A 14,732-nucleotide genomic window follows, 5' to 3' on the forward strand; every position below is an offset into this window, starting at 1 on the left:
AGCCAAATGATTAGGGACTTGAAAAATAGTAGCATCTAAAATACGTATACGTTGAAAATTCAATTTTTTCAAGGTCTCCTTCCCAGGAATTCCCAATGTAAATTCTAAAGCATCTAAAGTATACTCTTTATTAATTCTTCCTTCAAAATCTTTTGTAGCGATCTTAGTATTGCTTTTTCTGTATCTAAAATTGTACCATCTACATCAAAAATAAGAGATGTAATCAAAGTAAATCCTCCATTTTTTTCATTCTATTTTAAGGTGATTTTTTCCACGATATTAAAATTCTCCACCGTGTTCTTCTGTTTTAAATTTCACTTTATATCTTTAGCTGTGTTAGTTTAATGGCGATGTTGCGCTACCCTTGTATGTAATAACTTTCATCTTTAATTTTAATAATATATGTATTGGACGCTCATCCAATATCATTGTATCAAGCAGATACATATAATGTTCGTTAAGAAATATGATTCATATCAAACGTTCGAATAGAGGGAAGTTTGATTCGTTTGAAACTAGCTGTTTATTTAGTGTAGGGGTTTTTCGAAATGCTGCGCTGCCTCAATTATCTTTTTTTGCTGTACATCCTAATTTGGAAATATCCTTCTAAACTTATTTCATTTTAGAAGGATATTTCCAATCTGTTTCTTTTTGGACTTTTGCAGTAGACTTAGATGTTTTTTGAAGGAGGTTTTGTTTTTCTATCTTATCTAATCGCTCTTCTACTTTTTCAGTTGCTTCTTTTGTTTCTTTCAGCTCTAATTTAATTTCCGTTAACAGGCGTAGTATAGCGTCTCCTTTTGTCATTTTCAAAGCCAAGCACCCCTTTATATATTCGTTCAAAAGAGTTTATATAGATAGTATTTTACCATATCTAGCTGGATACAAAAAAACAAGCATTGATGCCATTTTCTTTCCTTCTGTATGATGGTTCATTATTCCCTCCTTCATTAAATAAAACATAGTGCCCTAGTTGCAAAAAAAATATTCGTTTCCTTAAGATTCTTTAAAATATAATCTTCTAGTTCGCTAATGGATTGCAGTTCAGTATGGTTGAATTTTTTATTTTAAGGAATATTCATCCTTAATTTTTTAATTGGAACCACTTACTATAAATTGGTATTCTGCAGCTACGAATATTGAAGTGTATTTTGTTCAGAATATTAAATATTGGGATGTAGAACGTAAATCAGGAAAAAACATGTTGAGTAAATTTGAGAATAAAAAGATTTTAATTTTATCCTCTTAAGAATATTTCAATGCAATAAGATTCACCAAAAACAAACCACTTTTCAAAATGATTCAAAAAGCTTAACTTGGTGATTTTCTAAGATGCTTGCGCTATATCTCATTGATAAAAAAGGAGGAAGGACTTTGAACAAGTTAACTGTCCATCACAACTATTCCCGCTCATCTTTTGATTTGTCTGATAATCGCAACCATGGTTTACCATTATATATAAAGCAAAACCCTGAAGCCTTTGTCTTTGACAGGCCAGAGAGCAAGATTCGAGTTAATCCTAGCTCTAGCTTACAGAATCTTTGGTCTATTCACGCCCTCGTTTCCTTTAATTTATCTACTGGCGGGGGAATTGATCGGGATTATATCCTTATTGATGGCGATCATAGCTTCAGGTTATTTATAGAAAAAAAAGGGGTATTAAGAGGGTACACATATGACCGAACCGGTCATGCAGTTTACATAGAGTCTGAGCCTTACCTTATTACTACTGATAGCTGGCATACAGCAGAACTCCTACATGATGGAATAAATGCTTTAGAGTTGTATCTCGATGGAGTGAAAGTTGCCGAACGTTATGATGCTGTCGGACAAGTGCGCTCTATTGGTGAAGTAGGCATTACCATAGGACACTATGCTGAAAATTACGATTCCGCCACCTTTGAAGGGCTTATCAGTGAATTTAAACTTTTTAAATATGACCCATATAAAGACATCAATGGGCTCCTAGATTCTTCTTGCAGAGACAGTGCAGCCATTGATTCTATTGTTCAAAAGTTACGTGAGAATAATGAGACCGCTGAATCGATAGAAGCTAAGGGGCGTGAGATACTACAGTTTGGTCTTGACATTATGAGCGAAATAAGAGGTAACGATGCTGAACTTACAAAACAGCAACGTCAATACTCTGTTGAAGCTTATACAGCCTTTTTGCGAGGCGACCAGGCAGCTTACACTTCGGCTCAGGCTAGGCTTGCCTTACTTGCAATGCAAAACCTTAATACAGATCAGATTGAGAAAATTACGGGTGAAAGAGACATTCTTATGAAAAGCTTGCCTCTACCTTTTGATGAACTTCAAAGTTTACTAAGTGCGTTATGCCTTGATAAGACAACCATAGATCCGAATACACTCGTTGACGAGATTTACCGTTTGACAAGATAAACCTGAGAATAATAAAGGAGAGTTATAAACATGTTTAAGAATATAAACTCAGTAGAACTTGCTTTGGCATTTCAACCAATCCTGCTTTTCGATCCGAGTGAGCGATTTTATCCAATTGCCGCCGAAGAATGGTTGAATCATCTAGCCACTGATCCATGGGATGAAAAAACTGCTAAACGAGGTAGTGCGGTAATGGTGGTAGATCGAAACTCCACTAGCTTTGGAGATACAGATGTTCGAGCAGGTAGCCATTACCCCGCAGGTGATCACATAGACCTCAGTAATAGCCAACCCGACGGAATTGGACAGGAATTTACTGTTGGTTCAAATCAAGATTTGTTTATTAATGTTGCAGGTTGGGCTGATGCTCTGTCTTCCGACAATCAAGGCTACACAAAAGGTTCTCTTCAATATCTAGATTTGCTATTTCGATCAGTAAGTAGCAATATCAACCCCATGATACCATTAGATGAACCTAGACCAACGCCTGAATTCACCGTCCCTCGTTTAAAAGTTCCAACTATTTACGCGGAGGTGGAATGGGCAGGAACATATCCACGAATTGATAAAGAACGGGTGGATACTGTAAAAGATAGTAAACTTGATTTCCCTGAAAGCATTCCTGATAATAATGACATTATGCTTGAGCTTGATCGTTATATAGCTATAACTTATTACATGCTTTATCCTGCAATGGAATCAGCCTTGTCTAGTAAAGATAATGAAATTCATAAACGAGAGGGGCAGTGGGAAGCAATTACCATTTTCATTAAAGACATCTTTAACGATCAAGGCATGCGTACAAGCCGGGATGGACGGGAACGTATGGATTTTTTCTATAGGACAGATGTAAATGAGTGTATTAATTATTTTGAACCCCGTTTTGTGGCATTTAGTAAAGGTTATACCACCAGTGAAGATCTTGACTCACCATTGGCAGCAGAAGTACGTCCACTTTTTAATGTTAACAATCCTAACCTGGGAGTTTTAAAGTTCGGTACGAACCCCTTAGCATTTGTCAGTGCTGGGCTACACAAGAACTTTTTTAACGTTGCGGCAACGATGACCATTGGGGATTCTCCTCCTGACCCTACTCTAAATTCCATTGGTGGTGCTTTAATGGGAGCAGCTGGGTCAAGTGCTGGAATCTGTCTCTCATTAGCACCGCCTCCGCTTACTCCAGCATGTATTGCGTGCTTAATTATTTCTGCTACTGTATTTTTGATTGGTCTAATTTTGTTTGTACTATCTTGGCTCCTCAGGGACGATCCTTCGATTACAGAGGCACCTGTTCCAAGCAGTACCGACATTGCTAGGAGAGGTGGATGCCAGGCTTTGCCTCCTGGCATCCCACCGATTACAAGTCCAGGAGTTACACCAGTAGGCAAAAGCTTAAGCCCCATGATCCGAGTAATTGATCGATTTGGATTCGATCCTGAATTACCTGAAAGTAGCTATCCACTACCGGAACCAACTTCAATGGATAATCCAATCGTGGAAATGCCTACATGGTGGGACTTTTCGGGACGGTGGGGGATTAGAACTGTCCACAGAGCCACTAGTGAATGGGATAGTGGTACCCGTCGTGTAGATAAATACGGGCGATCAAGAGGATACTGGAATACCTACCGTCTTATAAAATTTATATCAGATCCTGACCGTAAGAGCGATAATATTCGATTGTGAGTAATTACTAGAACTTTTAGTAGGGGTCACCATACATGCCCATCAACTTAAGGAAACAAATCCACCCCAAAACGAAAAAATGAGATTTTTATTACAAGTTAGCAAAAAATTTCGTTCTGGGGGGAGTTGTATTTTCTTAGCTTGATGGTGATGGGGTAGCACCATCAAAACGCGAATTTCGTACGCTAAGCGATTTTTCACACAGAAAAAGCCGATTCCCTGTACGTTAAGAAACCGACTTTTTTAGGTTAAAGCTAAAATTTTTCTTTAATCCATCATTATATTAATTCATAAAAAATTCTATTGTTTTCTGCCAAGAATCTGATTGACCATAAGAATTCCCTTTTAATGTACCACCACAAGTAAAAACTCCTAGACCCATTTCTACATTCAATGTTTCGCTTAAAGGCAGAACATACGGTATTGGTAATGAGTGTCCTAAACCTTTATATTCTAAAAGATGGTAGTCATATTTATAATTATGTTTTACCAAAGTATTTATCATTTCAACACATGCATCATGAGTATTCCACACGTTATCTTCCTGACCTGCAATTAATAATAAATGTGCATGGGCATTCTCTATTTTTATTCGTGCATCTTCTTTATTTTTTGCTATTTCTACACTCTTTTTATATGTAGTAGTAAATCCAAAAGGCGTATTCTTTTCTAAGCAACTACGCTGATGTTCATAAAAAAAGTCATTATCAACTGGTATAAATGGCAATGATTTCCCTTCATATGCCCATGATGAAACGTTTTTTCCACTCATAAGGCCATCTAATGCTTGGAAACAATATGCATGAGGTGCAGAAACTGCTACTTTAGAAATGACATTGTATTTTGAAGCCAGAAGTAACGCTAACTCTCCACCTTTAGATGTACCATGTATGTATATTTCACTAGCACTTGTTAATGGATTTTTTTTAAGCCAGGAAAATGTTTTTTCAAAATATTCAAGAGGAATTTCTTCAAGCTTTTTAGGTAATCCTTCCTCATTAAAGTATCCAACGGTTAAAACATTAAAGCCTCTAGATGCCAATGGTCCTGCCAGAAGAGAGAGACCACCGCGTGCACCATCAGATCCACCCAATACTACAATCGTTTTGTTATTCGAGTTTTCAGAATAGAATAACTCTCCCATAAATTCATCACTAATCTGTTGTCTTTTCACTTCAGGTAACTTGAACATACGCTCCAGTCTTACACATTCCCGGTCTTGTCCGCATTCACACACTATATCAATAAATACACTATCCTCTATTGAAATATTAAGGGCGATATTCCCTCCTTCACTACTAATCTTTTGTAAAGATGCAATAAGCCCCATACTATCTATATAGTCATAAGTTCCAGAATCAGGTTTATGTTTTGATAAATCAACATTACCGTTTGAATCTGCAGTAAACCAAGCGAATGATTCATACTTCTCACTTATTGCCCACGGAAAATGCATGGATGCAGTTATTTTCAGCTTTTCTCCTGGCGTCAACTCTGTAACATAAATATTAATCCTTTCATCAATAAGAGTAACTTTTGGTTTTATTTGTAATTTCATATCACAAGACCTCCATAGTAGTATAAAAATTTTAAGCAGCAATAATTGTTATATATTTTAATCTCCATCAGTTAAAAACGCTTTCTTCGTAAAACAAAACTATCCAAAGCCCGAGTTTGTGCTTCTTGGAACCCTTCTAGATCTTCAAATTTATAATTTACATCTTCCTCAAAACCAACCTGTTCTTCTTCGTTGTTAGTACCATATAGTCTTTTTAATAAATTCCATAACACTTCTAGTTCTTCAGTTGTGAATTCATTAAAAATATCTGCCATTAGGCATACCGCTTTCTCACCACATTCCATCATGATTTTTTTCCCTAATTCCGTGATTTCTACGTTAATGGCACGTTTGTCCCGTTTGCTTGGTTTCGTAATCAGGTATCCTTTATTCTCTAAATTGACTATAAGCTTTTGTGCACTTTGTTTGCTGGTTTTTAACTTTTTTGCAATATTAACAAGTGTTGTTTCATCCTCTGGCAAATGAGTTATTGCTATCATAATCATGTACTGTCGTGATGTTAATTTCTCAAAATAGTTATCACCTTGTATTTGCAACTTATTAGTAATGGAAAAAAGAGTAGCGTAAGTTTGCTGCATTAAATATAACTCCCGAAGTGCTTTAGAATATTCCATAAATATATCCTCCTCTTCTATTATAGTCACCATGTTGACTATAATTACAATAACAGTTCGTTGCATTATAGTCAACATATTGACTATAATGCAACATAAAAGTACTGAAAATGACCGTTTAAGGAACTCTATTTAGTTCTAACAAAACTGAAAGAAATACGGTCAAAAACCAGTTCTAAAGCTCATTACCAAAAACAAAGTTCCATAACAAACATTAAATGTCGTTTATGGAACTTTGTTAATGTACGGTAAAACCAAGTTTTTCAACTTAGAAATTCCTTAGCGTACGAAATTCGCGTTTAGTTGACGAGACCCCAGCATGACAAGAAAATACTTCAATCCAACATCCATTGAGCTACAGCCTACTTTAGGTGGTGGATTTGAAATTATAAAAAAATTGCACCGTTATACCCCTTTAGATTATCTAAAGGGGTATATTTATAGTAAAAAGGAAAAGAACATCTGGATTTGAATAATTGATTAAGGAACTGTTGAGTGACAATAAGTTGTTTCGTTAAAGGATCATATTGTTGAAGATGAACTGGGAATAAAAATCAAAAAAACATAGTTAAGGAAGTGGATGGATGAATTTATTAACCTTTACTGAGGAATTTTTAAATTATGTAAGGGAGTTTTTACTTTTAAGATTTATACTATTTGCTTTGATCCTCATGACTTTTTCCTTTGTCATAAACCGTATTATTGATTGGTTCTTTAGGAAGTCAAGCTTTTTTGATGAAGAAGTAGAACAGACGATTCAAAGTGTAATTCGATCAATTCTTAGGTATGGAATTTTAATCAGTCTTGTTTTTTTCCTAATTAGTCAATTTATAGATATAAAAGGTATTCTTGCAGGTGCAGGGATTGCCGGAGTTGTTGTCGGTTTTGCTGCACAACAGATGCTAAAAGATGTTATATTGGGATTCGCAAGATTAACGGACAAAGAGTTTCGGGTCGGCGATTTTGTTACTTTTAACGGAACAAGTTCAGGTACCATTGAGGAAATCAGTATTCGCTTTATGCAAATTCGTGAATGGTCGGGAAAACTCCTTACCATCCCGCATGGAGAGATTAGAATGATACAAAATTTTAATAAAGGCTGGATGCGGGTGATTGAACGGATTACGGTAAGTTATCAGGAAGATCCTACAAGAGTAAAGGAATTGTTAGAAAAATTATGTGTTATATGCAATGAAAAAATGGATCAAAGCCTATATAGGATAGAGGAAGAGGTTGTTGAATCATTTCACTATATTGGTATTACAGACTTAAATCCAAATCTTAAATATGTTGGGTACGAATTTTGTATTGTAGGTTTGGTTAAACCTGAGGAGTATTTTGAAACTTCCAGGCAAGTAAGGTTTGAACTAATGTCTATATTCCATGGGAATCAAGTACAAATGCCAGCAGCGAATATGTTCGTTCACACTGAAAAATTACAGTTGGAGAGCAACTTTCACCAAGTAGGTAAAGAAAACTAGCTGATGGGATATCCTAGGTCAGTTCATGAGATGTAATTGGAAATTATATTTAGAATTTGAGTTTGTAGACCGGCAGATTTCGATGAGCTTAAGGGGTTAAACAATTCCTCCCAAAAAATTACCTTCCACACTCGGGCACAATTCTGTAACAAGAATTGTGCTCATTCTTTATGGGGTACGGAAACGATTCAAAGAATAACCCGCCACATCTGAAAAATTTTCCAATTCGGGCGGGTATTTTTATTATGATTTATCTTGTAGGGGTCACCATACATGCCCATCAAGCTAAGATTCTTGAGTCCCCCCATAACGAAAAAATGACTTCCCTACGGCGAGCGATTTATAAGAACTCAGCTTATTTTTTCGTTTTATGTAACTGCAAATTTTTTAACTTGATGGTAATGGGGGATTTTGGTGGAAAGCAATATAAAAAAGATTTCATCCGGTATGATGAAATCTTTTTTATACATTTCTTCTGATTGATTTATTTATTAAAAGTAGAATTTTTATTATTATAGAAACCTAATATAATAACAAATACAGCTAAAAGAATACTTATCCAGTGATCTAATTTATATGGTAATTTCATATCAAAAACATTGATAGCAATCATAACAATTAAAGTTAATGTAGCTAAAAGATAAGTAATTATTTTCATTGGTAATCATCCCCTCATATTAAAGTGATTATTTAAAACTATTAGAATTTAATATTAATATGTTTTTTTATTAAAATTAATTAGTCCCCCGGTGAACAATACAATAAAACTAATCAATACAATTAATATACTTTTTGTAGAAATAAATAGTAGCCCTGTTTCACTACCTGTAGGTAACATAGCTAAAAGGGGTTGACTCCATGGATAAATTGGACCAAAGCGTTCAGACTGACTAATTATCATACCAGGTATCGTTAGACCAACACATACTACCATTGGAGCAGCAAAGCTGGACCATATTGCAGAAAGCCACATTTGAAGTGCTATTAAAGGTAATGTTGTAAATATTCCTCCTATTAAACCTTTGAGTATATATGTTGTAGGAAAAGGGCCTGTTATCCCGCAAATAGAACCTACTATAATTATTTCTAAAAGGAATAAAATTTGAGTAACAATTATAAAAAATACCACAAAAATAGCTTTAGTACAGTAAAGTTGATAACGTTTTATAGGCTGAACTAGTAATTGCTTCCACCCACCATGTAAATGATCGTGACGGCAGATAAAAGCAGTAAAAATTCCAGTTAATAATGGGAGAAAGATCATAGCATGTATTACTGAAGCAAATGCATACATAATTTCCCAATTACTTAAAGACGCTAGTGTATCACTCACTTTTAGATAAGTTAAGATCCCTGTTAAAAGGGGACTAATAAATAATAGTAGCCAAATTTTTGTCTTTTTAATCTTATGGAATTCAGCCAAAAATAGTTTTAAATTTAGCATTATTTATCCACATCCCTTCTTACAAAATCAAATGTTGCTAACAAAATTAGTAAAATCCCAACTGTAGCCCCTAACAGTGTAGTTGTATTTGATTTACTAGCAAGTAAGGGTAATTTCCATATAATCCAATCTGGCAAGGATTCTGAGAATAGTGCTAATACTGTACCTAATACCCCCACTATTAATGTGATTCCTTGATTTTTATAAACAATGGATAACCATAATTGTAATGCTAAAACTGGTAAAGCAGAAAAGTATGGGAAAAAACTAATCTTTATTACTTCTGACCATGGAATAGAATATCCGAACTCTAATTCTATACCTAAAAAAAGACTGCCTATAAAGAGAATGAAACAAGATACAAATAATAAACTAAAACTTAATATAAATTTAGCTGTAAATATTTTTCTTTTTTCTATTGGTAGTATTAAAAGGTGTTTCCAAGAAGTAGAGCTGTGTTCTAAATGAGCTATTATAGAAGTAATAATTGTAATCCCTAATAGTATTGCTGGAAGGGAAAGAGACTGAATATTTGAAAGTAGTCCTCCCCACAAATTATTTTTATACTTTTCTATTAAGATATCGTACCTTAAACTGAAATTTATTGCTTGGAGTACAATAACCCCTATCGGGGCTATCATTATTAAAAACCAAACCCACTTACGCTTTAATTTAAGAAATTCAGATGCTAAGAGGGATTTGTACATCGTTTTGTTCCTCCTTCACGATGTTTAGGAAAATATCTTCAAGTGAATTTTTTTCTTCTTCAATACGGAATACAGATATATCATTTGCTACTAAAGTTTTCACAATCGTAGCTATAGCTGTATTATTAGTATTAGATATAACAATTTTATCCTTTTCCATCACTGACGGTATTCCACTAGCAAGAATGATTTTCAATGTTTCTTTAGGTTTATCAACTAAAAGCTTAATTGAATTCTGTGAGTGCTGCCGTAAAATTTCAATTTTATCTTGAAAAATGAGCCTACCCTTTGAAATAATCCCAACATATGTAGCCATCTGGTCTATTTCACTTAATAAATGACTTGAAACTAGTATAGTAATGCCTCTCTCCTTAGCAAGGCTCTTTATTAATTCACGCATTTCATGTATCCCTTGGGGATCAAGGCCATTTGTCGGTTCATCTAAAATTAATAATCTAGGATCACCAAGTAGTGCAATGGCAAGGCCAAGACGTTGTTTCATGCCTAAAGAGTATTCTTTAACTTTTTGGTGTGCTGCGTTCTGCAGTCCGACAGTTTTTAAAACAGCATGTACTTTTTCTTTTGGTATATTTCTTAAAATTCTATAAACTTCTAGATTTTCAATTGCGTTGAGATGTGCATAATAAGAAGGATTTTCTACTAGCGCTCCAACATCAGATAAAATAGATAAACGATTTTTATTTAAATCTTTGCCGAAAATTGTAATATTACCTTCAGTCGCTTTAATTAGGCCTAATAACATTCTAATGCTAGTTGTCTTTCCAGCACCATTGGGTCCTAAAAATCCATAAATTTCACCTTCAGGAATTTTTAGATTCACACCACTAACTACACTACTATTTTTATATTTTTTAGTTAGATTATTTGTTTCAACAATATATTTCATATCAACACCACCTTACATATAGTATATTTCACGAAGGTTAAATTAAATTTCTAAAGAGTTTAAAAATTGTTTAAATTACTGTATTTTTAAATATATAGAAATTATTATGTAGTTAAAGGAAATTGATTTAAATTCCAATTAGAAGGTGAAAAAATGAGACATATTGTTTACATCGAAGATGACATTGAAATAGGTAAAGAAATTAAATTAGGGTTGGAAAAACAATCTTACAGGGTTTCTTGGTTTCTTTCAGAAAAAGAAAGTTATGAAGCTATTAAAACAGCTGACATCATTATCTTAGATGTTATGCTTCCAGGATTAGATGGTTTTACACTCGGGCAAAGATTTAAAAAAGGTTATCCAGATATTCCAATAATTTTAGTTACTGCACGTACTACATTAGATGATAAATTACAGGGATTAGTATTCGCTGATGATTATTTAACAAAGCCATTTCATTTCAAAGAATTATTAGCAAGAATAGAAGTTTTATTGAGACGGTATAATAGACTAGAAGATTCCATCCAAACAATTAAACATCTTCAAGTTTCTACGAAGGAATCTCGAATTATCAATACGATAACGGATAAAGAGATTGATTTGTCTGGAAAACAACATCAAATTTTTTTCTATTTAATGCGTCACTTAAATCAAACGTTAACAAAACAGCAAATCTTTGAAGATATATGGAATGATTCTTATATAGAAGGAGATAAAACACTCATGGTTCATATTCGATATTTGAGAGAAAGAATTGAACAAAACCCGAGCAAACCCACAATTATTGAAACGATACGTGGAATAGGATATCGATTAAAAGGATGAAAAATAGTACATCTTTACAAAAAAAATATCTTCTTATCATTTTAATTGCTATAGTTTTAATTCCTATTACATTCCCTTTAATTTCAGGAATCTTTACATTTTCATGGATGAAATTGAGTAATTCAGAACCTTACTATGATAAAGAAAAGATAGAAAAAATTTGGAACGAGAAAGCGATTTTATTAAGTGAAGGACAGCCTGAAGATATAAAAAAAGTGTTTCGTTCAGTACAAAAAAGCTACCCAAAAGCGTCCATGTTTTGGGTTGATAGCCAAGGGAAATCTCATTTTCCAATTTCAAAGCAACCAGATATACCGACCTATTGGACAGTAGACTATATTATAGATTTTATGAAAAATAGAAACAGTGGAAATTTATATACTGTAGTGAATCACTTAGGAAAAGATAAAAAAGAAGCTTTTATGATAATTCAGATTCCCAAAAAGTATACGGATTATCCTGTACTCCGAATGCAGGAAAAATACGGTACTATTTTTCTTATAGTAGTACTATTGGTTTTAGTAACTTTTATAATTTTTTCATGGATGTTCTTTCGTGATATCAACACTAGGTTAGTCCGATTACAAGAAGCAATGCAAATTACAAAAAAACAATCTATCCCTAAACAGATTACGTTATCAAAAATGGATGAAATCGGCTTGTTAGAGCAAAGTTTTAATAGTATGGTTCAAATTATAGAGGAAAGTCGTGTAAAAGAACGTGAAGAGGAAAAATTTAGAAAAGAGTTAATTGCTAATCTTTCTCATGATTTAAGAACGCCTTTAATGGTGCTACGCACTCAAATTAATTCTTTAGAAAAAGAACCGTTATCAGTTGAAGGAAGAAAAATGATATTGATAATTGATCATAAAATTAATTATATCTCTGATCTTTTAGATAATTTGTTCTCGTATTCTATGTTAACATCAAAAAGATATCCATTTAATCCTAGTAGTGTAAATGTAACTCCTTTATTAAGAAAAATTATAGCCTCTTGGTACAATACATTAGAAGAAAAAGGATTTTATATCGATATTGAAATCCCAGAACAAAATTTCTTTTGGAATATTGATGTAAATTGGTTCCAAAGAATCATGGATAACATTATACAAAACGTAATTCGACACGCAGCCGATGGAAAGTTTATTGGTATACATATTAACATAAAAAATAATAAAGAAGTAATTTCAATTGTTGACCACGGCCCAGGAATTCAAAATGGCGATCCTTCTAATAAAGGAGCTGAAATCGGTTTATCTACCATTTCGCTTATGGCAAAGGAAATGCACTTAAGTTGGAATATTACCTCCGACCAATATGGAACTACATTCTCAATCACAAAGAGTTAAAAACCTAAGTCAATCAGCATGATTTATGCTTGTTAGGGTTACTATAGGGCGTCGCCGCATAATCCATCAAGCCATAATATTTTTATAGCCATATAACAAAAAAGCGCTATACTTTCTGTAGAATCATAGGTGGTCTGACCCCATTTGGTGAGACAAAGAAAAAACACCTAGACAACATGTTTCCTATAAGCTATAGGTGACATGTTATCTAATTTTCTCTGAATCCGTTCATTATTATAGTAGTGGATGTATTCATCCACAGTTTGTATTATACTAGCATTATTCGATTGTTTTATATTTTGCGCATAGAATCCTTCGGATTTCAAGTGAGAATGAAAGGATTCTATGAGGGCATTATCATGGCAGTTTCCTGTACGAGACATGCTTGTGATAATGCCTTTTTCTTTGGCATATGTTTGAAATTGTTTTGATGTATACACCTTTCCTTGATCCGAATGTAAAATCGTATCAATCACATTTCGCTTTCTTAAAGCCTCTTTTAGAGTATCTAATACAAGAGAAACATCCTGTGTCTCACCTATTTTATAACTTATAATTTCATTGTTAAACCCATCTATAATAGATGAAAAATAAAGAGTCTTATTGCCGAACATCAAATACGTGATATCCGTGAACCATTTTTCATTAGGCTTGGTAGCTTTAAATCTTCGTTGTATTCTATTTTTAGCTACCACTGGTTCATGACCGAGTACAAATATCTTTTTCTTTTTTCTAACCCGAGATAATACGTTGTATTTTCTCATGATACGTAATACTTTTTTATGATTGATTACGATGTTAAATTGATTACGTAGACAAGCTGTAACCCGACGATATCCATACCGATATTTTTGATGTTGACATATTTCTATTACGGTTTTTTCTTCATGATTAGTTACTGTTTTCTCCTGCTTTTTCCAACAATAATAAGTAGCACGTGAAATATCAAATATGGAACAGAGTTCTGCAATTGTAAAAATTGATTGCCATTCCTTTATCATTTTCATTATTTCTTCTTTTCCTCCCACCTCCTTAAAATTTCTTGGCACTTTTCCAGCAATATAATCTTTGCCTTTAAATAACGTATTTCTAATTCTTTTTGTTCAAGTTCTGTTAACTTTTTTAAGCCTTTTCCATGTACAGATTGTCTTCCAATAGATTGTTCAAACCGATAGGTTTCGCCTTCACGATACCATTTCATCCAAGTTTTAATTTGAGCCACATGTTTAATCCCTAAGGCATCCATAATTTCTTTATTTTTGAATCCTTAGTGTTTCATTTCAACTACTTTCCACTTTATTTCGGCGGGATAATGCGTCTTTTTCCCCATACGAAAAACACCTCCATTAAAATCATAACTGATACTTACGATTTAGAGAGGTGTTTTTTATCGTCTCATTCTCAGGGTTCACTCCAAAACAAAAAGAATAGTGTTTTTTTAATTTTATAGATACAAATTTATAAAGTTGATTTGTATAGGGATATCTCTGGAAATATAGGGTGTTAAAACCTCTAACCGTTGACGTATATATATTACTAATGTAATATATATATTACAAAGGAAACAAATGTATTGGAGGCTTCTAATATGCTTACCAAAGTAAAGCGAATTCGACTTGAAAAGGGTATGACACAGGGGGAATTAGCAAAATTAACAAATGTAAGTAGACAGACAATCGGTCTAATAGAAAAAGGCGAATACAACCCATCTTTGAAATTATGTATTGAAATTTGCAA

General features: G+C 33.6%; 13 protein-coding genes and 2 pseudogenes. 6 read left to right on the forward strand and 9 right to left on the reverse strand.

The features are described 5' to 3' along the window. Window positions 1-227: pseudogene (locus C568_RS33930) on the reverse strand (HAD hydrolase-like protein); the annotation flags it as partial. A gap of 385 nt (window positions 228-612) precedes the next feature. After that, the gene (locus tag C568_RS0128890; RefSeq protein ID WP_029427940.1) at window positions 613-807 is read right to left on the reverse strand and encodes a hypothetical protein; all 195 of its coding nucleotides are present in this window, start codon (window positions 805-807) and stop codon (window positions 613-615) included. Between the two features lie 567 nt (window positions 808-1,374). On the opposite strand from C568_RS0128890, the gene C568_RS0128900 reads away from it, so the two are divergent. Beyond that, on the forward strand, window positions 1,375-2,403 hold the full coding sequence (locus tag C568_RS0128900; protein WP_018783556.1) for a LamG-like jellyroll fold domain-containing protein: 1,029 nt from the start codon (window positions 1,375-1,377) through the stop codon (window positions 2,401-2,403). A gap of 30 nt (window positions 2,404-2,433) precedes the next feature. Beyond that, entirely contained in the window at window positions 2,434-4,089 is a 1,656-nt protein-coding gene (locus C568_RS0128905) for a hypothetical protein (protein ID WP_018783557.1), read from the forward strand. 283 nt (window positions 4,090-4,372) lie between these two features. On the opposite strand, the gene C568_RS0128910 is transcribed toward C568_RS0128905, so the two are convergent. After that, complete coding sequence (locus tag C568_RS0128910) at window positions 4,373-5,647, reverse strand: acyl-CoA thioester hydrolase/BAAT C-terminal domain-containing protein (RefSeq protein ID WP_018783558.1); 1,275 nt, start codon at window positions 5,645-5,647, stop codon at window positions 4,373-4,375. Window positions 5,648-5,718: 71 nt separating this feature from the next. Beyond that, a complete protein-coding gene (locus C568_RS0128915) occupies window positions 5,719-6,282 on the reverse strand; it encodes a MarR family winged helix-turn-helix transcriptional regulator (RefSeq protein WP_018783559.1) in 564 nt (187 codons plus the stop codon). Between the two features lie 584 nt (window positions 6,283-6,866). Between C568_RS0128915 and C568_RS0128925 the strand changes: the two genes are divergently transcribed. Beyond that, window positions 6,867-7,763, forward strand: coding sequence for a mechanosensitive ion channel family protein (locus C568_RS0128925; RefSeq protein ID WP_018783561.1), 897 nt, complete (start codon window positions 6,867-6,869; stop codon window positions 7,761-7,763). A 484-nt stretch (window positions 7,764-8,247) separates the two neighbouring features. Here the strand turns inward: C568_RS0128925 and C568_RS34955 are convergent, their stop codons facing one another. Genes C568_RS34955 through C568_RS0128950 form a run of 4 tightly spaced genes read right to left on the reverse strand, consistent with a single transcriptional unit; the run spans window position 8,248 to window position 10,821 of the window. Further along, window positions 8,248-8,421, reverse strand: coding sequence for a hypothetical protein (locus C568_RS34955; protein WP_018783563.1), 174 nt, complete (start codon window positions 8,419-8,421; stop codon window positions 8,248-8,250). A gap of 54 nt (window positions 8,422-8,475) precedes the next feature. Continuing rightward, window positions 8,476-9,207: an ABC transporter permease gene (locus C568_RS0128940; RefSeq protein WP_018783564.1), complete on the reverse strand. Its 732-nt coding sequence runs from the start codon at window positions 9,205-9,207 to the stop codon at window positions 8,476-8,478. Beyond that, window positions 9,207-9,914 (reverse strand): ABC transporter permease, encoded by a 708-nt coding sequence (locus C568_RS0128945; protein WP_018783565.1) that lies wholly within the window; start codon window positions 9,912-9,914, stop codon window positions 9,207-9,209. Before C568_RS0128945 ends, C568_RS0128940 begins: the two co-directional genes overlap by 1 nt. After that, window positions 9,889-10,821: an ABC transporter ATP-binding protein gene (locus C568_RS0128950; RefSeq protein WP_018783566.1), complete on the reverse strand. Its 933-nt coding sequence runs from the start codon at window positions 10,819-10,821 to the stop codon at window positions 9,889-9,891. Before C568_RS0128950 ends, C568_RS0128945 begins: the two co-directional genes overlap by 26 nt. A gap of 153 nt (window positions 10,822-10,974) precedes the next feature. On the opposite strand from C568_RS0128950, the gene C568_RS0128955 reads away from it, so the two are divergent. Then, a complete protein-coding gene (locus C568_RS0128955; protein WP_018783567.1) occupies window positions 10,975-11,646 on the forward strand; it encodes a response regulator transcription factor in 672 nt (223 codons plus the stop codon). Beyond that, window positions 11,643-12,995, forward strand: a complete 1,353-nt coding sequence (locus tag C568_RS0128960; protein WP_018783568.1) for a sensor histidine kinase — start codon at window positions 11,643-11,645, stop codon at window positions 12,993-12,995. The genes C568_RS0128955 and C568_RS0128960 overlap by 4 nt, the downstream gene beginning before the upstream one ends. 167 nt (window positions 12,996-13,162) lie before the next feature. Here C568_RS0128960 and C568_RS0128965 read toward each other — a convergent pair. Further along, window positions 13,163-14,325: pseudogene (locus C568_RS0128965) on the reverse strand (IS3 family transposase). Window positions 14,326-14,583: 258 nt separating this feature from the next. Here C568_RS0128965 and C568_RS0128975 point away from each other — a divergent pair. Beyond that, the coding region (locus C568_RS0128975) for a helix-turn-helix transcriptional regulator (protein ID WP_018783570.1) at window positions 14,584-14,732 on the forward strand (149 nt) is incomplete at its 3' end.

It is taken from the genome of Bacillus sp. 95MFCvi2.1 (assembly GCF_000374965.1).
Classification (GTDB): domain Bacteria; phylum Bacillota; class Bacilli; order Bacillales; family Bacillaceae_G; genus Bacillus_A; species Bacillus_A pseudomycoides.